This window comes from Marinomonas dokdonensis, from assembly GCF_052747885.1.
The window spans coordinates 416,157-434,472 of record NZ_JBRAND010000001.1 but is presented as its reverse complement, the minus strand read 5'-3'; the positions used below and the strand labels follow the sequence as shown (position 1 = coordinate 434,472).

Here is an 18,316-nt window from a genome sequence, read left to right as displayed (position 1 = left end):
TATGTGGCCTGAAAGCTCAGAAACACCCACACCATTACGCAGCGGCTTAACCACAGGTACCTGTGCGACAGCTTGCTGTGTGGCGGCGGCTCAGGCCTTGTTTAGTCATAAGCAAGCCGCCAGTGTGAGTGTAACCTTGCCTAAAGGCCAAGACGTTTCTCTCGACATTATTGATTATCAAACCATCGAAAATGGTTATCGTACGGCGACGATCAAAGACGCGGGGGATGACCCAGATGCCACCCACGGAGCAAAAATCTTTGTTGAATTGCGTCTGTCTAACGCACCGGGCGTGGTGTTTCGTGCGGCCAGTGGTGTCGGCACTGTCACCAAAACCGGTTTGTTGTTGGCAGTGGGTGAGCCGGCGATTAACCCTGTCCCACGCAAAATGATGACTGAGCATTTATTAGGCTTCGCTGATACCTATCAATACCAAGGAGGCTTTGAGGTCTCGGTGGGTGTAGTGGATGGGGACAAAATTGCTCTTAAAACCATGAACCCACGCCTAGGGATTTTGGGTGGTTTGTCCATCTTAGGCACCACAGGTATTGTGCGGCCTTTTTCATGCGCTGCTTACATTGCTTCTATTCATCAGGGAATCGATGTGGCCAGAGCCAATGGCTTAACGCACATTGCTGCCACCACAGGAAACGCCAGTGAGACTGCTGTCAAACAATGCTATCAGCTCGATGATATGGCCCTCATCGAGATGGGGGATTTTGTGGGCGCTGTCCTCAAACATTTACGTAAAGTAGAAAACACGAGTCCACAATTAACAGCGTTAACCCTCTGTGGCGGCTTTGGCAAGATAAGCAAATTGGCGCAAGGTCACATGGATTTAAACAGCCGAGTATCAAGTATTAATCTTGATGCTCTTGGGGATTTGGCCGCTTCGTTAGGAGCACCGGAGCAAGTGCAAGGGCAAATGCGAGGGGCAAATACCAGTGTAGAAGCCTTGTCGATACATCAAAAGTACAGCGCTGAGTTCATGGGGCCAAGTCTTGCGGATGCGGTTTGTGCTCAAGCATTGGCATTTGCTAAAGGCTATTTACCAGAGCATATGGCCGTGGAAGTGATTGCTATTGATCGTCAAGGTCGAACCGTAGGTCAGGCGGCTTTTAAGGCGACTGAGTCTAAAGGGGAGGCGAGATGAAGCTACTCTTGTTAGGTGGCACTGCGGACGCTAGACGTATGGCCGATCAGCTACATCAAGCAGGCATCAGTGTGGTCTATAGCATCGCAGGATTAGTGCGAGTGCCAAAAGTGGACTGTCAGTTGCTGGTGGGGGGCTTTAGTCAATTTGGTGGCCTAGCCAGGTATCTGCAAGAGCAGCATATCGATGCCATTCTAGACATCACTCACCCTTATGCGGCGACCATGAGTACCACAGCTGTGGCAGCGGCAAAGGCGTTAGCGATACCCTGCTGGCGCTTGCATCGCCCTGCGTGGCAAGTGCAACCAGAAGATTGCTGGTTTGAGTATCAGGATGATGAGCAATTACTTGGCTATCTGAGCCAATATCACCGACCTTTATTGAGTGCTGGGCAAATGTCCCAAGCATTGTTAACGCAAATTGCTGCATTGGACAAGATAGAAACGGTGTTGTGGCGCACGGCTGTGCCACCAAAGTTTGATTTACCTAAAGGCGTCGCGTGGCAAAAAGCCATTGGGCCTTTTTCTTATCAAGATGAGCAAAGCTTGTTAGAGCATCATCAAATTGATGTCATTGTCAGTAAAAACAGTGGCGGTGATGCCACCTATGCCAAGCTTGACGTGGCACGTGCCAAAAATATCCACTGTTTGCTACACAAACGTCCCCATTTGCCCCCCGCTGATCGACAGTTTAGTGATGCTCAAGCCTGTTATTTGGCGTGTGTTGAAGCATGGGGCAATACCTCTAGTACAAATACCAGTGCTAGTGAGCAATAACATTTAAGTAGAGATTATGTACCTTTTTGAAAAAAATCCTCAGGCGATCGAGCAAGACAGCTTTCGACAAATTCGTGAATTAACCGAGTTAAGTCAGTTTGATCGTGATCAGCAACAAGTGGTGATGCGAGTGGTACACAGCTTAGGGCTACCCGAGGTGGCTCAATATGTACGCTTTAGTGACCAAGCTGTTGCGGCGGGTCGTCAAGCCTTGGCGGCCAAAGCCCCTATTCTATGTGATGTGGAAATGGTTAAGCAGGGGGTTACTAAGCGCATGATAGAAGGTGAACCTTTATGCTTTCTGAATGACCCTCGTACCGCACAAATTGCCAAAGAGTCTGGGGAAACACGCTCCATGGCGGCGTTGCAGCTTTGGCAAGAACAGCTTGCTGGCAGTGTGGTTTTGATCGCCAATGCCCCCACTGCGTTATACCGTTTGTTAGAAATGCTGGCACAGGGAGCACCAAAGCCCGCTTTGATCATCGCCATGCCGGTGGGGTTTGTGGGAGCCGCTGAATCTAAGCAAGCGCTTTGGGATGCACATCAATCTTTGGGCATTGAATGCGTTACCTTGCTCGGTAGAATGGGCGGCAGTGCCGTTACCTCGGCAAGTTGCAATGCTTTGCTACGTTGTAACCTAGGTGAGTATTACTAATGGAAATTCATGTAGTCGGACTTGGGGTAAAGGCTCAGGCAGTGCTCTGCCAAGACGTTCAACGCTTGTTGGCGTCATTATCTGCTCACGACAAAATACTGGGTTCAGCTCGTCAACTAGAGACTCTTGGGGAGATAGCGTATCAAGCTCAGTCCCACACCTTGCCTAAACTTGCAGACTTGGCGGATTGCATCGAGCATTGGCAACAACAGGGTGTTGAAAAGCTTGTGGTGTTGGCGTCGGGAGATGCCCTGCATTATGGTATTGGAGCATGGTTAGGGCGTTTTGTAGACCAAAATCCTGCATTAGATACCATTCGTTACTATGCCAATGTTTCAAGCGTTCAAGAGGCCTGCCACCGTTTAGGTTTGTCTTTGCAGGATGCTCAAGTCGTGAGTTTGCATGGCCGACCGTTATTCAGTTTACGCCGTTACCTGCAGCCAAACCGCAATTTACTCTTACTGACAGATCAATTCAGTCAGCCTCAACATATTGCAAAAGAGCTCCTACAAGCAGGTCTTGATGACAGCCAAATTCAGGTATGTGAAGCCCTAGGTTATGATGAAGAAAAAGTCACTGCATACTCTGCCAAGGAGCTGGCAGAGCTGGCACATGAATTTAACCCGCTCAATGTTGTGGTGGTCATCACCAGTCATCAAGACAGTCTTTATCCAAGTACTCCGGGCATAGCAGAAAGTCGCTTTGTTACCGACAAGGGCCATGGCAAGGGCATGATCACCAAACGTGAAGTGCGCCTAGCGATACTTTCTTACATGGCACTGGACGCCAAAGATGTGGTTTGGGACATTGGTGCAGGTTGTGGTGGCGTCAGTGTTGAGCTGGCCTACTGGCAAGAAAAAGCAACAGTGTATGGTATTGAGCATCACCCAGAACGATTAGCCTGCCTTGAAGAAAACCGGCAACGCTTTGGTGTTATGCAAAATCTACATATTATTGCCGGGCGTGCCCCGCAAGCATTGGTGGATTTGCCTCTTCCTAACAAGGTCTTCATTGGCGGCAGTGATGGCACCTTAGAAGACATGATGAATCAAGTCTGGCGTCTTTTACCTGTGGGCGGTCGACTTGTGGTGAGCGCAGTAACAGAAACCAGCCGTTGTCAGGTAATGAGCTTTATGACGAGTCGTGATCTAGCCCAAGACGCTGAAGACGATGCCTTACAAATAGCAATTTCTAAGTGTGAGCGTTTGGCAGGGCAAAGAGTCTTCCGCCCCAGTTTGCCAGTAAACTTGTATCAATTTATAAAAAACAAAGCGCTTAATAATGAGCCTGAGCACAATAGTATTAAGGAAACCTTGAGTTGATGAACCCAGAGGATATAACACCATTAAACGGCAAAGGGCGCTTCATTGGTGTGGGAGTAGGGCCCGGTGACCCCGAGCTAATAACCTTAAAAGCCTTACGCCTCATTCGCTCGGCTCAAGTCGTCAGTTATCTTGCTAATGGGGAAGGCAGCTCTCAAGCGCGTAATATCGCCTGTGAAGCGTTTAAAGACGTGGCCGATTCGCAACATGAAATCGCCATTGTTATGCCCATGTCTACCGATAGAACACTTGCTAACCAAGCCTATGATCGTGGCGCTGAGGAAATAGCCCGCCAGCTTGATGAAGGCCGAGACGTGGTGTTTCTTTGTGAAGGTGATCCGCTGTTTTTTGGCTCTTTTGCTTATTTATTGGAACGTCTAGAAGGGGCGTATCCTTGTCAGGTTATTCCTGGGGTGTCGTCTATTAATGCGGCTTCTTCGGCACTGAATCACCCGCTTACTATTTTAAAAGAATCCTTTGCTGTGGTCAGTGGTCGCCACAGTGCAGAACAAATCGATACAGCATTGTTGCAACATGACAGTGTGGTCATCATGAAAGCTGGCCGAGCCAGACCCAGAATCCTCACGGCGTTGCGTAAAACCAATCGTATGAGAGACGCTAAGTATCTTGAATACATAGGCCGTGATAATGAGCGTATTGTGCGGGATGTCGCCACCTTAGAAGAGAAAGCTGGCCCGTATTTTTCACTATTTGTGGTCACTAAAAGTGAGCGGAGCAGTCGTTGATCAGTATTATTGCTCTTACCCCCATGGGAAAAAACTTAGCTGAAAAGTTGCTTGTACTGTGTCAGGGGCAAGGGCTTGTGTGTCAGTTATGGTACAAGCCTAAACCCTTTGCTGAACAGATACAGCAGACTTTTCAACAAGGGCATAAGCTCATATTTATCTGTGCAACTGGGATTGTTTTTCGAACACTGGCGCCAGTGTTACAAGATAAATATCAGGACCCACCTGTGCTGGTGCTTGATGAGCAGGGAAAATATGTTATCCCGTTACTTTCAGGCCATGAAGGGGGGGCGAATGATTTAGCCGCTCAAGTTAGTCACATGTTGGGGGCTGAATTGGTCATGACCACGGCCAAGGCCTATGTTAATCCTATTTATACCTTGGGCATGGGCTGCGAAAGAAATTGTGATCTAGCCTACCTTGAAGAGCTGATGCTCGACGCGCTGGCGCAAAAAGGTTTAACCCCTCAAGATATTGAGAGCCTTACCAGTATTGATCTTAAAGCGGACGAAACGAGTCTGATCAAGTTAGCGGAAAAGTACCACTGGCCTTTTGTCACTTACAGCGTGCCTGAGCTAAGCACCATGGAAGCCTTGTTGAGTACTCGCTCTGACTATATATATAAAACCGTTGGCGTGTATGGGGTGGCTGAATCGGCGGCTTTATACGGGGCCAGCCAAATTAGCCAGCAACCAGCTGAACTTGTTTTGAATAAAATCAAGAATGCTAAAGCCACCTGTGCTATCGCTCGCGCTTATTTGCCAAGCCAAGAGGCTAACTCGGATGTGGAATGCTGATTAATTTAAAGAATATCGAAGACACTCAGGTTTCCTGTAACCAATGCCAAGCCAGTTGTTGTCGTTTAGAGGTGATGATCATCAGCGACACGGGGGTGCCTGAAGAGCATATTGAGGTGGATCGTTGGGGAGGAGAGACTATGTTAAGGCTAGAAGATGGATGGTGCTCTGCTGTAGATAGAGACACTTTCCAATGTACTATTTATGAAAATCGGCCTTGGATTTGTCGCGAATTTGAAATGTCTTCGTACGAGTGCGTCAACGAGTTCCAGCCTAATAAATCATTGTAACGGAAGATAGGGGGAGGGAAAAATGCTGGCGAGTAGCAAGGGTTACAATCCTCAATATAGTGAACAAGCGCCCAGTTTGGCAGATATTGAGCAATCCCAAGGCTATCTGTTATTAGAGTTTGGCGCTCCTTGGTGTGGTCATTGCCAAGGGGTGGAGCCTTTGTTGCGAAGTGCTTTGCACTCTTTTAACGAGCTAACTCATGTGAAGGTCTTTGATGGTAAGGGGAAGCGCTTGGGGCGAGCTTTTAAAGTGACCTTATGGCCGACTTTGATATTATTGAAAGATGGACGTGAACTGGCAAGATTGGTGAGACCCACAGAGTTGTCTCAGATACAAAGCTGGTTGGCGGCTAAGTAATTAGGCTTTGATATCGATTAGGCTACCTAGGGTACGATCGGACGCGGCGATAACTTTAGCGTTTGCTTGAGCTTCTAACTCACTGCTTTTAAGTGCAATGAGACCATCTTGTAAACGATTGGCACCCTGGCTTGTTTGTGTCGAAGCTTGTGCAATGTCACTGGCGGCTTGGCTCATGTTATCTTGGCTGCGTTGTAAACCAACTTGGCCATAAGCAAAGGGAGCAGGGCTAATCTTCATAGAACCTTCTTTGTGTAAATTATTACAAATATGGTTACATATTAAACAATTTTAAGTGCTTTTGCAGTACCTATTCTGCAAGCTATGTTATTTAATCTAACTCACTATTTGCAATCATTAGGTAAATTTAATTTTGCGAGCAACTCATTTACTAAAATACGTCAGACCTAACAAAGGTCGTTGGCGGTTTTTATGGCTAATCAGCGCTTTACTATGGCTCACGGGTTGCGCAACGGTGGAAAAAACCACTCAGCCAATATCTGCTGAATTTTATACCCTAATGAATCAAGCTTCTGAATCCGAGTCATTAGACGAGCGTATCGCTAAGCTTAGCGGTGTTTTACTGGGCATCCCTTATCAAGCGAATGGTCTTGGGGAAGGGGCTTCAGGGGAATTTGATCAAGACCCTTTAGTGCGCTTTGATGTCTTCGACTGTACCACCTTTGTTGAAACCGTATTGGCTGGTGCTTTCTCCCACTCCAACGATGCCTTTTTACATCATTTAAATCATCTGCGTTACCAGAATGGGCAAGTGTCTTTTGTAACCCGTAACCATTTTCCGAGCGCTGACTGGATACCGAATAATCAGGCCTATTTAACGGATATTACGGATCAGGTAGCTCAAGACTCGCTAGCGTACGCCCATACTGTTATCGATAAGAAAGCTTGGTACCAACACATAGATGAGAAGAGTTTAAACTGTGAGTTGTTGGATCAGGCTCAGTGTCAGGCCTTGATCCAAAAACTACGCCTGTTAGGTCAAGACATTCCCCCTCAGCCAGTAGTGACACCTTATGTTCCTATTAGCGCTTTATATTTGGGATTAACCATTGAGCATGAAGCTCAATGGACAGGTTTGAACGAGGCGTTGTTAGGACGCATTCCTTCTGGGAGTGTGATCAGTGTGGTCAGGCCGGATTGGGCTTTAAAAAAGTGGATTGGGACCAATATGAACGTTTCCCACCAAGGTTTGGCCATTCGTAAAAATGGCCGTTTATTTTTGCGTCATGCTAGCCAAGAAACGGGTCGAGTCGTGGATGTAGATTTTACTGAATACTTTTCTGCGTATCTCGCTTGGTCATCAATTAAAGGCTTTAATGTTTTACAAGCCAACTTAACCCCCTCCCATCAATAAAGGTTTTTTTAGGGCGTACGTTTGCTTTTATTGCGGCTTAGTTTAAAGCTGCGGTTGAAGTGCTGTAGATGCACGTCTAAGGCATCACAAGAAATATGAATCTCCCTCACAGAAAGGTAGAGAGAAAACATTAGGAAGACCAGGCTGGCCGCGAAAATATAGCTGCCAGCCTGCTGGTAGTCTAAGTACATGGCCATCATCGACATCACACATAGAAAAAAACTCATTACACCGGCTTCTTGCATACGGCGAATCAGGTAAATACGTTTGCGTAAATTACTGATTTGCTCCGTCGTGTTGTCATCGCTTTGAGAAGGATCGAAGGTACGAATGATCGAGGCTAAGGTCACAAAACGATTGGTGTAGGCCAATAACAAGAGTGATACGGCGGGAAATAACAGTGCTGGTGTGGTGAGGGTAATGGTCATAATAGGCCTTTAGTGCATCAGAAGGAGGAGCTTAGCAAAGCTAATATTGTACGGCTCTGCCTATTTATTAGAAGTGCTCTTGTGAGCAAAGAATATGATTTTCTGTGAAGTGAGGGCGAATAGGCTAGGGTTTTCCTTCCATATAGTGAGTATCCGCCGATTCCTTAGCTTTGTGCTCGACATTACTTCCCTAAGTCTCTATATTCGCACCCCTTTGTGTTCATCTTTTGTACGCTCCAATCGGGCGGATGGACTTTCTCGTATTTCTTTAGGGCTTTTCTTTTGATATCCACTGCGAACATCACCATGCAATTCGGCGCTACGCCACTTTTTGAAAACATCTCGGCAAAATTTGGACAAGGCAATCGCTATGGTCTGATTGGTGCCAATGGCTGTGGCAAGTCCACCTTTATGAAAATTCTAAGCGGTGAACTGGTGCCAACGTCGGGTAATGTGTCCATCACTCCCGGTGAAAAAGTGGGTACGCTAAGTCAGGATCAATTTGCTTTTGAGGAGTATTCCGTTGTCGATGCAGTGATCATGGGCGACACAGAATTGTGGAAAGTAAAGCAAGAACGAGATGCTATCTATAGCAAGGCCGAAATGAGTGAAGCCGATGGCATGCGCGCAGGGGAGTTGGAAGCGGAATTTGCGGAAATGGATGGTTACAGTGCTGAAAGCCGCGCTGGTGATATTTTGTTGGAAGCAGGCATAGATGAATCCTATCATTTTGGCCTTATGAGCCAGGTAGCGCCAGGTTGGAAACTTCGAGTGCTCTTAGCGCAAGCCTTGTTTGCAAACCCTGATATCCTGCTGCTGGATGAGCCTACCAACAACCTGGATATTCATACTATTAACTGGTTGGCTGAGGTGTTGAATCAGCGTAAATGCACCATGATTATTATCTCCCACGACCGTCATTTCTTAAACTCGGTTTGTACTCATATGGCCGACATAGACTTTGGTGAACTGCGTATTTACCCTGGGAATTATGAGTACTTTATGGAGGCATCTGCGCTGATTCGTGAGCAACTGCTCACAGAAAATGCCAAAAAGAGCGCGGAGATGGATGACCTCCAAGCCTTTGTAAATCGCTTCTCTGCCAACGCTTCGAAAGCCAAACAAGCCAGTTCACGAGCCAAAAAACTTGAGAAAATAGAATTGGCAGAAGTGAAACAGTCGAGCCGAATGACGCCTTCAATCAGCTTGAAACAAGATAAAAAACTTCATCGCCAAGCCCTGGTATTAGAAGAATTTGGACACGGCTACGAAGATGAGCTGCTGTTCAGTGGCGCGGATATGATTCTAGAAGCGGGCTCAAAGCTTGCGATCATTGGTGAAAACGGTGCAGGTAAAACCACCTTCCTACGCTGCTTGATGGCTGAACTAGAGGCGCAGCAAGGGGTGATCAAGTGGTCTGAGAATGCTGTGATTGGTTATTGCCCTCAAGACAGTTCGGCGGATTTTGATTGTGATCTGACTCTGTTTGATTGGATGTCCCAGTGGCGCACGGCAAAGCATGATGATTTAAAAGTTCGAGCCATGTTAGGGCGCCTACTCTTCACTGCCGATGACTTTAATAAGAAAGTGCGGGTTTGCTCGGGTGGTGAGAAAAACCGCCTGTTATTTGGCAAGTTAATGATGATGGATCTGAATGTTCTGGTAATGGACGAGCCAACCAACCACATGGATATGGAAGCCATTGAGGCGCTCAACAATGCCTTGATCGATTTCGATGGCACTTTGATCTTTGTCAGCCATGACCGAGCCTTTGTCTCTTCCCTTGCAACACGCGTGGTAGAAATTAAAGACCGTAAGGTGATCGATTTCCAAGGTACTTATGATGAGTACTTGGCAAGCTTGTCCTAGCCATAAAAAAACAACGAACAAGCTCCCTTGTTCGTTGTTTCTGCTTAACCAATTGCAGGGCTAGTCTAGAGCTTAAAAGTCGACATAACCTTTTGTGCTTGCTTAGAGGTGTCCGCAAGTTCTTCGCTGGTTTGATTGTTTCGCTGAATCGTCTCACTGGCTTGTTTAGACAAGTCCATTACCTCTTGATTCAACTGATTCAACGTTTGTACCGCTTTACTCTGGCTTGTCACCGTGTCGGTAATACTGTTACTCGCATGAGTGATAGCTGTGACAGATGAGGCGATGTCTTGCAGCGAAGAAGCCGTTAAAGTGATGTCATCTGTGGTTTTCTTAGATTGCTCATAACTCGACGTAATGCGTACTTCCGCTTCTTTCGCACCATCTTGTAAGTTTTTAATCATGGTCTGAATTTCGTCCGTAGAGGACTGAGTACGGCTCGCCAGCCCACGCACTTCGTCGGCCACCACCGCAAAGCCACGGCCTTGCTCGCCTGCTCGGGCGGCTTCAATGGCAGCGTTTAGTGCCAATAAGTTTGTTTGCTCGGCAATACCACTGATCACATCCAAAACTGTACCGATATTTTGTGATTCTTGCGCCAGCTGTACAACGGACTTCACGCCAATATCTAATTCATTGGATAGAAGATTCAAAGATTCAACGGTTTTGGTTATAGAGTCTTGGCCAAGCTGCGTTTTATCCGCGGTGGCTTTGGCTGATTCTAGGGTGGAATGAGTGCTGTCTATAATGTCGCCTTTGTAGCTGTCCACTTCCATAATAGTATCAGTCATCTTGGCAAACATGGTTTCACGCTTTTGAGTAATTTCACGAGTCGATGAAGACACTTTTTGTAACTCAATACTCTTATTACCGACTTGATTGTTTAAGTCGATAGCACTGGAGAGGGTTTTTGAGAGACGCTCTGCAAACTTGTTGTAAGCGCTGGCAATTTGGCTAAGGTGATCACTACCGGATTCAGGCAGACGAGTACTTAAATCACCATCCCCTTCAGCAATATTTTGCATCACACTTAGGGTTTGATTAATAGGGCGTAAAATAGAGTTAAGTACCAAGTAAGAGAGTAACAAACACAGCACTATGATGACGGCGCTAATGGAAATAAGGCGAGTGGCTTCTGTTTTAAATTGTGCATCTACATCGTCTAGGTAAATGCCTGAGCCAAGTATCCATTGCCATTGCTCAAAGCCTTTAACGTACGATATTTTATCCACCGGCTTCTCTTGGCCAGGTTTTGGCCATAAATAATCCACAAAGCCTGCGCCATTGTTGGCCTTTACCACCTTGACAAAAACTTCAAAAATTCGTTTACCGTTCTGGTCTTCTAAGCTGGCAAGGTTTTTACCATCTAATTTTGGTGAAACCGAGTGCATGACCATATTGGATTGGTAGTCATTGATCCAAAAATACTCATTGCCGCCATAACGAATTTCTTTAATCGCCGCCATGGCCTGTTGTTTGGCTTCATTAGAGCCAAGCTTACCCGCTTGCTCTTGTTGATAATAATATTGAATAACCCCGTAAGCGGTTTCCACCACGTGTTGTGTCTTGGTGTATTTCTCATTGAGCAGAGAGGCTTTACTCGCGGACAAAGAGGAATAGACAACGAAGAGAAGCCCTAGGGACAAAAGTCCCACTAAGCCTATGAGGCGTGACTTAATTGAGAGTGAGCGCATAGCATTTATCATTATTGTTTACCCCAACTTAAACATAACTAAATACTACATCAGATTAAGTGAAAAGTGATCAGTTTATGTAAATAATGAGGATGCAGTAGACAGACTGCTTACAATAGCTGGAAATCGTTCAGCGTTAGTTTCAAACCATGTTGGTTGGCTCATTAACTTTTAGCGTCGTCTTAGGCTGTCCCAGCTGAAAATGGCCAAAGCCACCCAGATAAAAATAAAGGTGATGAGTTTATATGGATTAAATGATTCTCCATACACGAAGATGGCCAGCACAAACAGCATGCTAGGAGACAAGTACTGAAAGAAGCCTATAACCGAGAGGGGTAATCGTTTCGCGGCTCCCGAGAAAAACAACAGTGGGGCTGTGGTAATGGGGCCTGCTAAGACTAACAGTAGCCAGTCTGAGGTGGGTCGTGTGGCAGGGCCTTGCCCTTGATAACCCAGCCAGTAAAGATAACCCATCGCAAAGGGGAGTAATAGGCTAGTTTCTAGAAATAACGAAGTAAGGCTATCAGTCGGTGTTCGCTTATGCAGCAGCCCATAAAAACCAAAACTGAAGGCCAAAACCAGAGATACCCAAGGTAAATAGCCCACGATGATAAGCTGCACGCCAAGACCTATTGCCGCTAAGAACACAGCAAACCATTTAATCCTGCTGTGTTTTTCTTTTAGAAAAATATAACCCAGAAAGACTGTGATGAGTGGGTTTATATAATAGCCAAGGGAAGTCTCCAGCATGCGATCATCATTAATCGCCCAGATAAACACCAGCCAGTTGGTGGCAATCAGTAAGGTGGTTAAGAGTAAGGTGAAAAGGTGTTTAGGTTGGCTAATCAGTAAACGTACTTTATGCCATTTGGCCATACCGCTAATAAGAATAAAAAGTAGGAGGACAGACCAGAGCACTCGGTTTGAAACCATGTCCGCGGGAGGAATATGGGAGAGGTATTTGAAATAAATTGGTGTGAGCCCCCAAAGTCCAAAAGCAAATAGTGCATAAAGGTAGCCTGTGTTCATTCTTCATCCTTGAGTATTAAATGCATTGTGCAAATTGACTTATTATTTGCTGATTTATATCAAATTGCTTTGTATTTGTTTTGTTTTGTAAAGGCTATAATTTCGCCACTGGATAGGCTTGTTTAGAAACCAATCTGATCAATGAACTCTTCAAGGGAAGAGTATTAAATGCAGTATTCTGAAAGACAGAATGGATGTCTTTATTATCTGTTTAACCTTCCGCTTTGGGCGGTAACTGCTACTAGAAAGACCCAATGAAAAACCAATTTTTTAAGTCTCTGTTTGTAAAACAAGCCATTTTAACATTATTGTTTGCCATTCTTTTGAGTATTTTTAGTAGCTCCATTCAGCTGTTTAAAGAAACCTTAGCGTTACAAGAAAAAACCCATGACTCTTTCTCTTATTGGATGAAGGTTTTGAACCAGCCATTATCTACGGCGATTCAACAAGGGGATACACTATCTATTGAGCAACAAATAGCCCCACTTTTGAACTACCCTGGGGTGTCACATATTGAAGTGTTTGATGGCGACCAAGGATTATTAGCTAAGGCGTATAATACCCAGCCCAGTGACAACCCATTGAAAACGGCGATTAACGACATTTTGCCGAATTTTAGTGTTTTCCATTCTCCACTGACATTAAAAAACGCTGCCAATGATATTGGAAGTGTGATGATTTATCCGGATAAAAGCCAAGTGATGGCAGAGTTGATGGCCACTCATGCAGAGTACTTTATCAATAGTTTGGTCAAAGACATCCTGTTGGCCACCTTTATCTCGTTAATGTTTTACATCATTGTCACCCATCCTCTTAGACATTTAACAAGATCACTTTCTGAAATGGGGAGGGATATCCATCGGCCTTTATCTGACGCTTTTACTCGTCGTCATAAACACGATGAACTGGGGGTATTGAATAAAACCTTTTCTCAATTATGGGAGCAATTTAATCACGCCCATACCAAGCTGGAAGAGGTACACCAACAGCAAGCCAATATGATCGAGTATGCGGCAGACGCGATTTTGCTGTTAGATCATCAACATAGAATTCTACTGGCCAACGCAACGGCCGCCAAAATGTTAGGCATAGATCAAGGGTCATTAACCTGCTTAACCCTTGAAGACCTATCCACATCAACAGACTGGTCAGATTTTTCTGAAGCTCTAAAAAATATTCAGATAAATGAAAACAAAACGGTGGAAATTCAGTTGTCTACTTTTTCTGTCGATATTCCGGTGGAAATTCATCTGGCGAAATATGCTGTGGGGGAAAGCAACGAAACCTTGTTGTTAATTCGTGATATTACTGAGCGCAAGGAATCTCAAGAGCACATAGAGCGCTTGGCCTATTACGACCCCTTAACAAATCTGCCTAATCGTCAGTTTCTACTAGAAAAGCTTGAGGGCTATCTGAAACAAGCGAATCATCGTGGTGCTCTAATACTGTTAGATCTTGATCGTTTTAAAACCATTAATGATTCATTAGGGCATAATGTGGGAGATCAGTTACTTTGCTCTGTCACCGAGTTCCTAACACCTTTTGCTTCGTCTAAAGCGACATTAGTACGAGTGGGTGGGGATGAATTCGCATTCTTTTTACAGGGGCTTGACCCAGACCCTCAAAAAGCAGCGTTCGCTTGCAATGTGTTTATGCAAAAAATTGTCGATGCCTGCCAACGAGTGCGTACAGTAGGTGTTCATGAAATGCACATTAGTGGAAGTGTGGGCGGGAGCCTATTTTTTGCCGATAAATCCACTCAGACCATCTTAAAGCAAGCCGACACTGCCTTGTATCAAGCCAAAGCTCAAGGTCGGAATACCTATGCTCTTTATCAAGATGAAATGCAGCATCAAGTGGATGCTCGCTTGGAAATGGAGAAATCTCTCCATAGGGCCTACGAACAAGAGCTATTTGAGCTTTATTACCAACCACAATTGGATCATCACGGCCAATTAATTGGTATGGAAGCACTGATCCGTTGGCAGGATGAGGAGCGAGGTTTTATTTCCCCAGCTGAATTTATTCCCGTGGCAGAAGAGATTGGTCTGATTATAGACATTGGTGCATGGGTAATGGAACAAGCTATTTATCAGGTGTCGGCTTGGCAAGCGGCAGATCAATGGCAAGATGGCTGGAGAATGTCGATCAATGTCAGTCCGATACAATTTCAGCAAGCCGACTTCTTGCCAAATCTAGAGGCGCTATTAGATAAATATCAGGTCGAAAGCCGATGCATTGATTTAGAAATCACCGAAAACATGCTGTTGAATGACCTAGATTCAAGCTTGGAGAAGATGAACCGAGTGAAGTCTTTAGGGGTTTACTTATCTATCGATGATTTTGGGACGGGTTATTCATCGCTTAAATATTTGAAAAAATTACCGATTGATCGATTGAAAATTGATCAATCCTTTGTGCGTGACCTGCTAGAAGACACGAGCGATGAAGCCATAGTTCACGCCATTATTGCCATGTCGAAAGCCTTGAAAATTAAGGTATTAGCGGAAGGGGTTGAGACCTTCGCCCATTTTGATTATCTAAAAAATATTGGGTGTTTGCATTATCAGGGCTACTTTTTCGCGAAAGCCTTATCGGCTGAAAGTTTTGTCAATGACTTTATTTGCCCTCTGCATCCAACCCCAATTACGGGTCAAATTGTGTCATCATAGGTGAGTTTAATTTATAAGAGATAACTCTATGTTGCCTTACATAAGTCGAAGCCCGAAAAGTGAGCAGTCTGCATGGTTAGAGGTGTTATCCGCCGCGATGCCAGAGGAGCAGATCGTTCCTTTTTCGCAACTTACTCAGGCACAAAAACAAGCCTGTGATTTGGCCATTGTCGCCAATCCTGATCCTAAAGAACTGCAACAGCTCACCAACTTAAAATGGGTTCACAGTACTTGGGCTGGGGTCGAGCGTATGCTGCTTGAGCTAGATGAGCCTAAGTTTGATATTGTACGTTTGGTGGACCCTCAATTAGCCGAAACCATGTCTGAAGCGGTTTTAGCTTGGACTTTATATTTACACAGAGAGATGCCCAGTTATGCCCAACAACAAGCGGCAAGTATCTGGCAGCCTCGAAGCTTTGTGCGTGCCCAAGACCGAACCGTTGGAATACTAGGCTTAGGTGCGCTGGGTACAGCAAGTGCTGAACGTTTGAAAGCCAATAATTTTAATGTCATGGGCTGGAGTCGACAGGCGAAAGAGATAGTGGGTGTGACGTCTTTTACGGGAGACGAAGGACTCGCTCAAGTGCTAAAACACAGTGATATTCTAGTTTGTTTACTGCCGCTCACCCTTGCCACAAAAGGGCTACTAGGCGCGGAAAATTTAGCGCAACTTCCAGAGCATGCCGGCCTGATAAATTTTGCCCGTGGTCCTATCGTGGATGATCTGGCTTTATTAGCCGCCCTAGACAGTGGCGCAATGAGCCATGCAGTATTGGATGTTTTCAATCAAGAGCCGTTGCCTGAAACGAATGCTTATTGGCAGAATCCTAGGGTGACTGTTTTGCCTCATATTTCAGCACAAACCTACCCGATTAGCGCCAGTGAAATTGTGGCAGACAACGTGCGTCGATACCGATTAAGCGGTGAAATTCCAGATGCAGTTAATGTGCGAATAGGGTATTAATAGCACAGCTTTTTCTCTTTAAATTACTAATAAATCTAAAAAAGGAAGTACTTATGCCTCATTGCATCGTTGAATACAGCCAAAATCTAGAACAAGAAGTCGCCCCAATTGAATGGTTGGAAGCGGTGAAAACTGCTTGTATTGAGTCGCAATTGTTTTCGATAGAAGACATTAAGTTACGCAGCTTACCTTATAAAAACTTTATCACGGCAGGCCAAGAAGATGCTTTTGTTCATGTTACGGTTTGCCTTTTATCTGGGCGTACTGGAGATGACAAGCAAGGTTTATCAAAGCGTATTTTAGACAAGTTATTAGCGTTACCTGTCAAAGACATTAGTTTATCCGTTGAAATGCGTGATATGGACAGATCGACTTATAGTAAGCGTGTGGTGTTGTCACAATAATATGCCCGACTTAAGAGTGAAAGAGACCGAAAAAGGTAAAAATGAATGAAAGCCATTCTATGGTGTACAGCAGTCGTTTCGAGTTTGGCTTGGTCCGCTCAAGAAAGTGTCGAGTTGGTGACTGAGGAAACTCAGTCCGTTGAAAGTGAAGAGAGCTATACTCCGGTGGAGCCTCAAGTGCCGGACTCTATCACCAAGCGTGCGAGAGATGCTCAAGGTTTATTTCGTCAGCGGGCAATCCGTGAGGCGGCAACGGTTGATAACCCATTTGTATTGACGCCCCATAAACCCACTTATTTTTTGCCTATTTATTACAGCTCCAGATTGGATGAAGAGGCTTTTCTGGGCACCAATGAAGAGGATGAGCATTTAGATAATGCTGAATTTAAATATCAGCTGAGCTTAAAATTTCCTATTGTTTATGATGTGGTTGGCCGTAATACCAGTTTGTGGTTGGGCTATACACAGCTTTCCTATTGGCAAGCCTACAATGACACGATTTCGGCCCCTTTTCGGGACACTAACTACGAGCCTGAGCTTTTTATTACCACACAGCCTAAAAGTGAGTTTTTAGGCATTAAGCCGGAATATGTCTCTTATGGTGTGGTACATGAATCGAACGGTCAGTCTGGGGATTTATCTAGGTCCTGGAATCGTATTTACGTGGATTTCTTATTTGAAAAAGAAAATACCGCAATATCCATTAAGCCCTGGTATCGCTTTCCAGAAAACAGTGAAAATGACGATAACCCAGATATCGATGATTACTACGGCTACGGTGAAATACGTTTATTGCATGTTATTGAAGATTACAGCATTGATGTATTGATGCGTAACAACTTAGATTTCTCGGATAATAAAGGTGCTTTTCAAATTGGCGTTAACTTTCCTTTATGGGGAAAAAGCCGTGGTTATTTACAGTATTTCAATGGCTATGGTCAATCTCTCTTAGATTATAATAATCATACCCAATCGATTGGCCTTGGCATAATGCTGACAAATTGGTTGTAGAGTAGGGTTTCTGTAATGATATTGTCATTTTCTGCTTTTAAGGTTAATGGCAACTATCATCAGGAGCACGACCATGACTTTGAAATTCCTACCTGTTGCGACAGGTTTATTTGCACTAACTCTTCTTACTGCCTGCGGTACAGAAACGGTTAAGAAACAAGACGTTCAAGCCAGTGTTGAAGAAGCAAAAGCAGCAATTGAACTGAACAATCAAGACTTGTACGAAGTTCATCATGAAGGCCGTATCTATGTGTTTGATGATCATGCTACTTATCAAGAATTTCTTGAAGTAGGCGAAACGTCTTTCCGTAAAGTATTCATCGGCGAAGGTCCAAAAGGTGAGACCATTGTTTTTGGTCTAACTAATGAAGACAAAAAGAAAACTTCCGGTATTGCCAGCATGGACATGTACCATGGCGATCTAGCCGGCGCAGATGTTTTCTACGGTGAAATGCGTGTGGAAGGCCGTATTTATGTTTTCTCTTCACTTGAAGAAATGACCACCGCCCGTACCGTTGGTGAAGTGCCATTACGCTATACAGATATTGGCGCAGGTCCAAAAGGTGAAACCGTTGTTTACGCTCTAAACGGCGATAACAAGAAGGTAAAACCAGTGGCAATGATTGCTGCATTCCGTCAAATGAACGGTCTTAATTAAGACAGCTAAAGCCTTCAAAATATTGAGAACGCTTCGTTTATCGAGGCGTTTTTTTATGCCTTGTGCCTGTCATCTAAATGTCATCAAACTGCCGCCAAACTGACACCCTGAGGTT

At 45.0% G+C, this 18,316-nt stretch carries 19 protein-coding genes; 15 read left to right on the top strand and 4 right to left on the bottom strand.

What is annotated here, in order from left to right:
* Position 1 precedes the first annotated feature (1 nt).
* Genes ACUM5Y_RS02030 through ACUM5Y_RS01995 form a run of 8 tightly spaced genes read left to right on the top strand, consistent with a single transcriptional unit; the run spans position 2 to position 6,097 of the window.
* Positions 2-1,153: a cobalt-precorrin-5B (C(1))-methyltransferase gene (locus ACUM5Y_RS02030; RefSeq protein WP_445975177.1), complete on the top strand. Its 1,152-nt coding sequence runs from the start codon at positions 2-4 to the stop codon at positions 1,151-1,153.
* Positions 1,150-1,929 (top strand): precorrin-6A/cobalt-precorrin-6A reductase, encoded by a 780-nt coding sequence (locus ACUM5Y_RS02025; protein WP_445975176.1) that lies wholly within the window; start codon positions 1,150-1,152, stop codon positions 1,927-1,929. The genes ACUM5Y_RS02030 and ACUM5Y_RS02025 overlap by 4 nt, the downstream gene beginning before the upstream one ends.
* A gap of 16 nt (positions 1,930-1,945) precedes the next feature.
* Positions 1,946-2,584 carry a precorrin-8X methylmutase gene (locus tag ACUM5Y_RS02020; RefSeq protein WP_445975175.1) on the top strand — a complete coding sequence of 213 codons (639 nt, stop codon included), beginning with the start codon at positions 1,946-1,948 and terminating at the stop codon, positions 2,582-2,584.
* On the top strand, positions 2,584-3,906 hold the full coding sequence (cbiE, locus tag ACUM5Y_RS02015; protein ID WP_445975174.1) for a precorrin-6y C5,15-methyltransferase (decarboxylating) subunit CbiE: 1,323 nt from the start codon (positions 2,584-2,586) through the stop codon (positions 3,904-3,906). Before ACUM5Y_RS02020 ends, cbiE begins: the two co-directional genes overlap by 1 nt.
* Positions 3,906-4,652, top strand: coding sequence for a precorrin-2 C(20)-methyltransferase (cobI, locus tag ACUM5Y_RS02010; RefSeq protein WP_445975665.1), 747 nt, complete (start codon positions 3,906-3,908; stop codon positions 4,650-4,652). Before cbiE ends, cobI begins: the two co-directional genes overlap by 1 nt.
* Positions 4,649-5,449, top strand: a complete 801-nt coding sequence (locus ACUM5Y_RS02005) for a cobalamin biosynthesis protein (protein WP_445975173.1) — start codon at positions 4,649-4,651, stop codon at positions 5,447-5,449. Before cobI ends, ACUM5Y_RS02005 begins: the two co-directional genes overlap by 4 nt.
* On the top strand, positions 5,443-5,739 hold the full coding sequence (locus ACUM5Y_RS02000; protein WP_445975172.1) for a YkgJ family cysteine cluster protein: 297 nt from the start codon (positions 5,443-5,445) through the stop codon (positions 5,737-5,739). Before ACUM5Y_RS02005 ends, ACUM5Y_RS02000 begins: the two co-directional genes overlap by 7 nt.
* Positions 5,740-5,761: 22 nt before the next feature.
* Positions 5,762-6,097, top strand: a complete 336-nt coding sequence (locus tag ACUM5Y_RS01995; RefSeq protein WP_445975171.1) for a thioredoxin family protein — start codon at positions 5,762-5,764, stop codon at positions 6,095-6,097.
* On the opposite strand, the gene ACUM5Y_RS01990 is transcribed toward ACUM5Y_RS01995, so the two are convergent.
* Complete coding sequence (locus tag ACUM5Y_RS01990; protein ID WP_445975170.1) at positions 6,098-6,337, bottom strand: hypothetical protein; 240 nt, start codon at positions 6,335-6,337, stop codon at positions 6,098-6,100.
* 235 nt (positions 6,338-6,572) lie between these two features.
* On the opposite strand from ACUM5Y_RS01990, the gene ACUM5Y_RS01985 reads away from it, so the two are divergent.
* Entirely contained in the window at positions 6,573-7,472 is a 900-nt protein-coding gene (locus ACUM5Y_RS01985; RefSeq protein ID WP_445975169.1) for an N-acetylmuramoyl-L-alanine amidase-like domain-containing protein, read from the top strand.
* Positions 7,473-7,480: 8 nt separating this feature from the next.
* On the opposite strand, the gene ACUM5Y_RS01980 is transcribed toward ACUM5Y_RS01985, so the two are convergent.
* Positions 7,481-7,900 (bottom strand): DUF2721 domain-containing protein, encoded by a 420-nt coding sequence (locus tag ACUM5Y_RS01980; protein WP_445975168.1) that lies wholly within the window; start codon positions 7,898-7,900, stop codon positions 7,481-7,483.
* 282 nt (positions 7,901-8,182) lie between these two features.
* Here ACUM5Y_RS01980 and ACUM5Y_RS01975 point away from each other — a divergent pair, with 282 nt between their 5' ends.
* Positions 8,183-9,769 (top strand): ABC-F family ATPase, encoded by a 1,587-nt coding sequence (locus tag ACUM5Y_RS01975; protein ID WP_445975167.1) that lies wholly within the window; start codon positions 8,183-8,185, stop codon positions 9,767-9,769.
* Positions 9,770-9,834: 65 nt separating this feature from the next.
* Here the strand turns inward: ACUM5Y_RS01975 and ACUM5Y_RS01970 are convergent, their stop codons facing one another.
* On the bottom strand, positions 9,835-11,463 hold the full coding sequence (locus ACUM5Y_RS01970; RefSeq protein ID WP_445975166.1) for a methyl-accepting chemotaxis protein: 1,629 nt from the start codon (positions 11,461-11,463) through the stop codon (positions 9,835-9,837).
* A 171-nt stretch (positions 11,464-11,634) separates the two neighbouring features.
* Complete coding sequence (gene rarD, locus ACUM5Y_RS01965; protein WP_445975165.1) at positions 11,635-12,492, bottom strand: EamA family transporter RarD; 858 nt, start codon at positions 12,490-12,492, stop codon at positions 11,635-11,637.
* 254 nt (positions 12,493-12,746) lie between these two features.
* Between rarD and ACUM5Y_RS01960 the strand changes: the two genes are divergently transcribed.
* From ACUM5Y_RS01960 to ACUM5Y_RS01940, 5 genes are all read left to right on the top strand, one after another.
* Entirely contained in the window at positions 12,747-15,164 is a 2,418-nt protein-coding gene (locus ACUM5Y_RS01960; RefSeq protein ID WP_445975164.1) for a putative bifunctional diguanylate cyclase/phosphodiesterase, read from the top strand.
* A gap of 28 nt (positions 15,165-15,192) precedes the next feature.
* Entirely contained in the window at positions 15,193-16,128 is a 936-nt protein-coding gene (locus tag ACUM5Y_RS01955) for a 2-hydroxyacid dehydrogenase (RefSeq protein ID WP_445975163.1), read from the top strand.
* 53 nt (positions 16,129-16,181) lie between these two features.
* On the top strand, positions 16,182-16,532 hold the full coding sequence (locus ACUM5Y_RS01950; protein ID WP_445975162.1) for a 5-carboxymethyl-2-hydroxymuconate Delta-isomerase: 351 nt from the start codon (positions 16,182-16,184) through the stop codon (positions 16,530-16,532).
* Positions 16,533-16,577: 45 nt separating this feature from the next.
* Positions 16,578-17,543: a phospholipase A gene (locus ACUM5Y_RS01945; RefSeq protein WP_445975161.1), complete on the top strand. Its 966-nt coding sequence runs from the start codon at positions 16,578-16,580 to the stop codon at positions 17,541-17,543.
* Between the two features lie 73 nt (positions 17,544-17,616).
* Positions 17,617-18,201: a hypothetical protein gene (locus ACUM5Y_RS01940; RefSeq protein ID WP_445975160.1), complete on the top strand. Its 585-nt coding sequence runs from the start codon at positions 17,617-17,619 to the stop codon at positions 18,199-18,201.
* Positions 18,202-18,316: the final 115 nt, after the last annotated feature.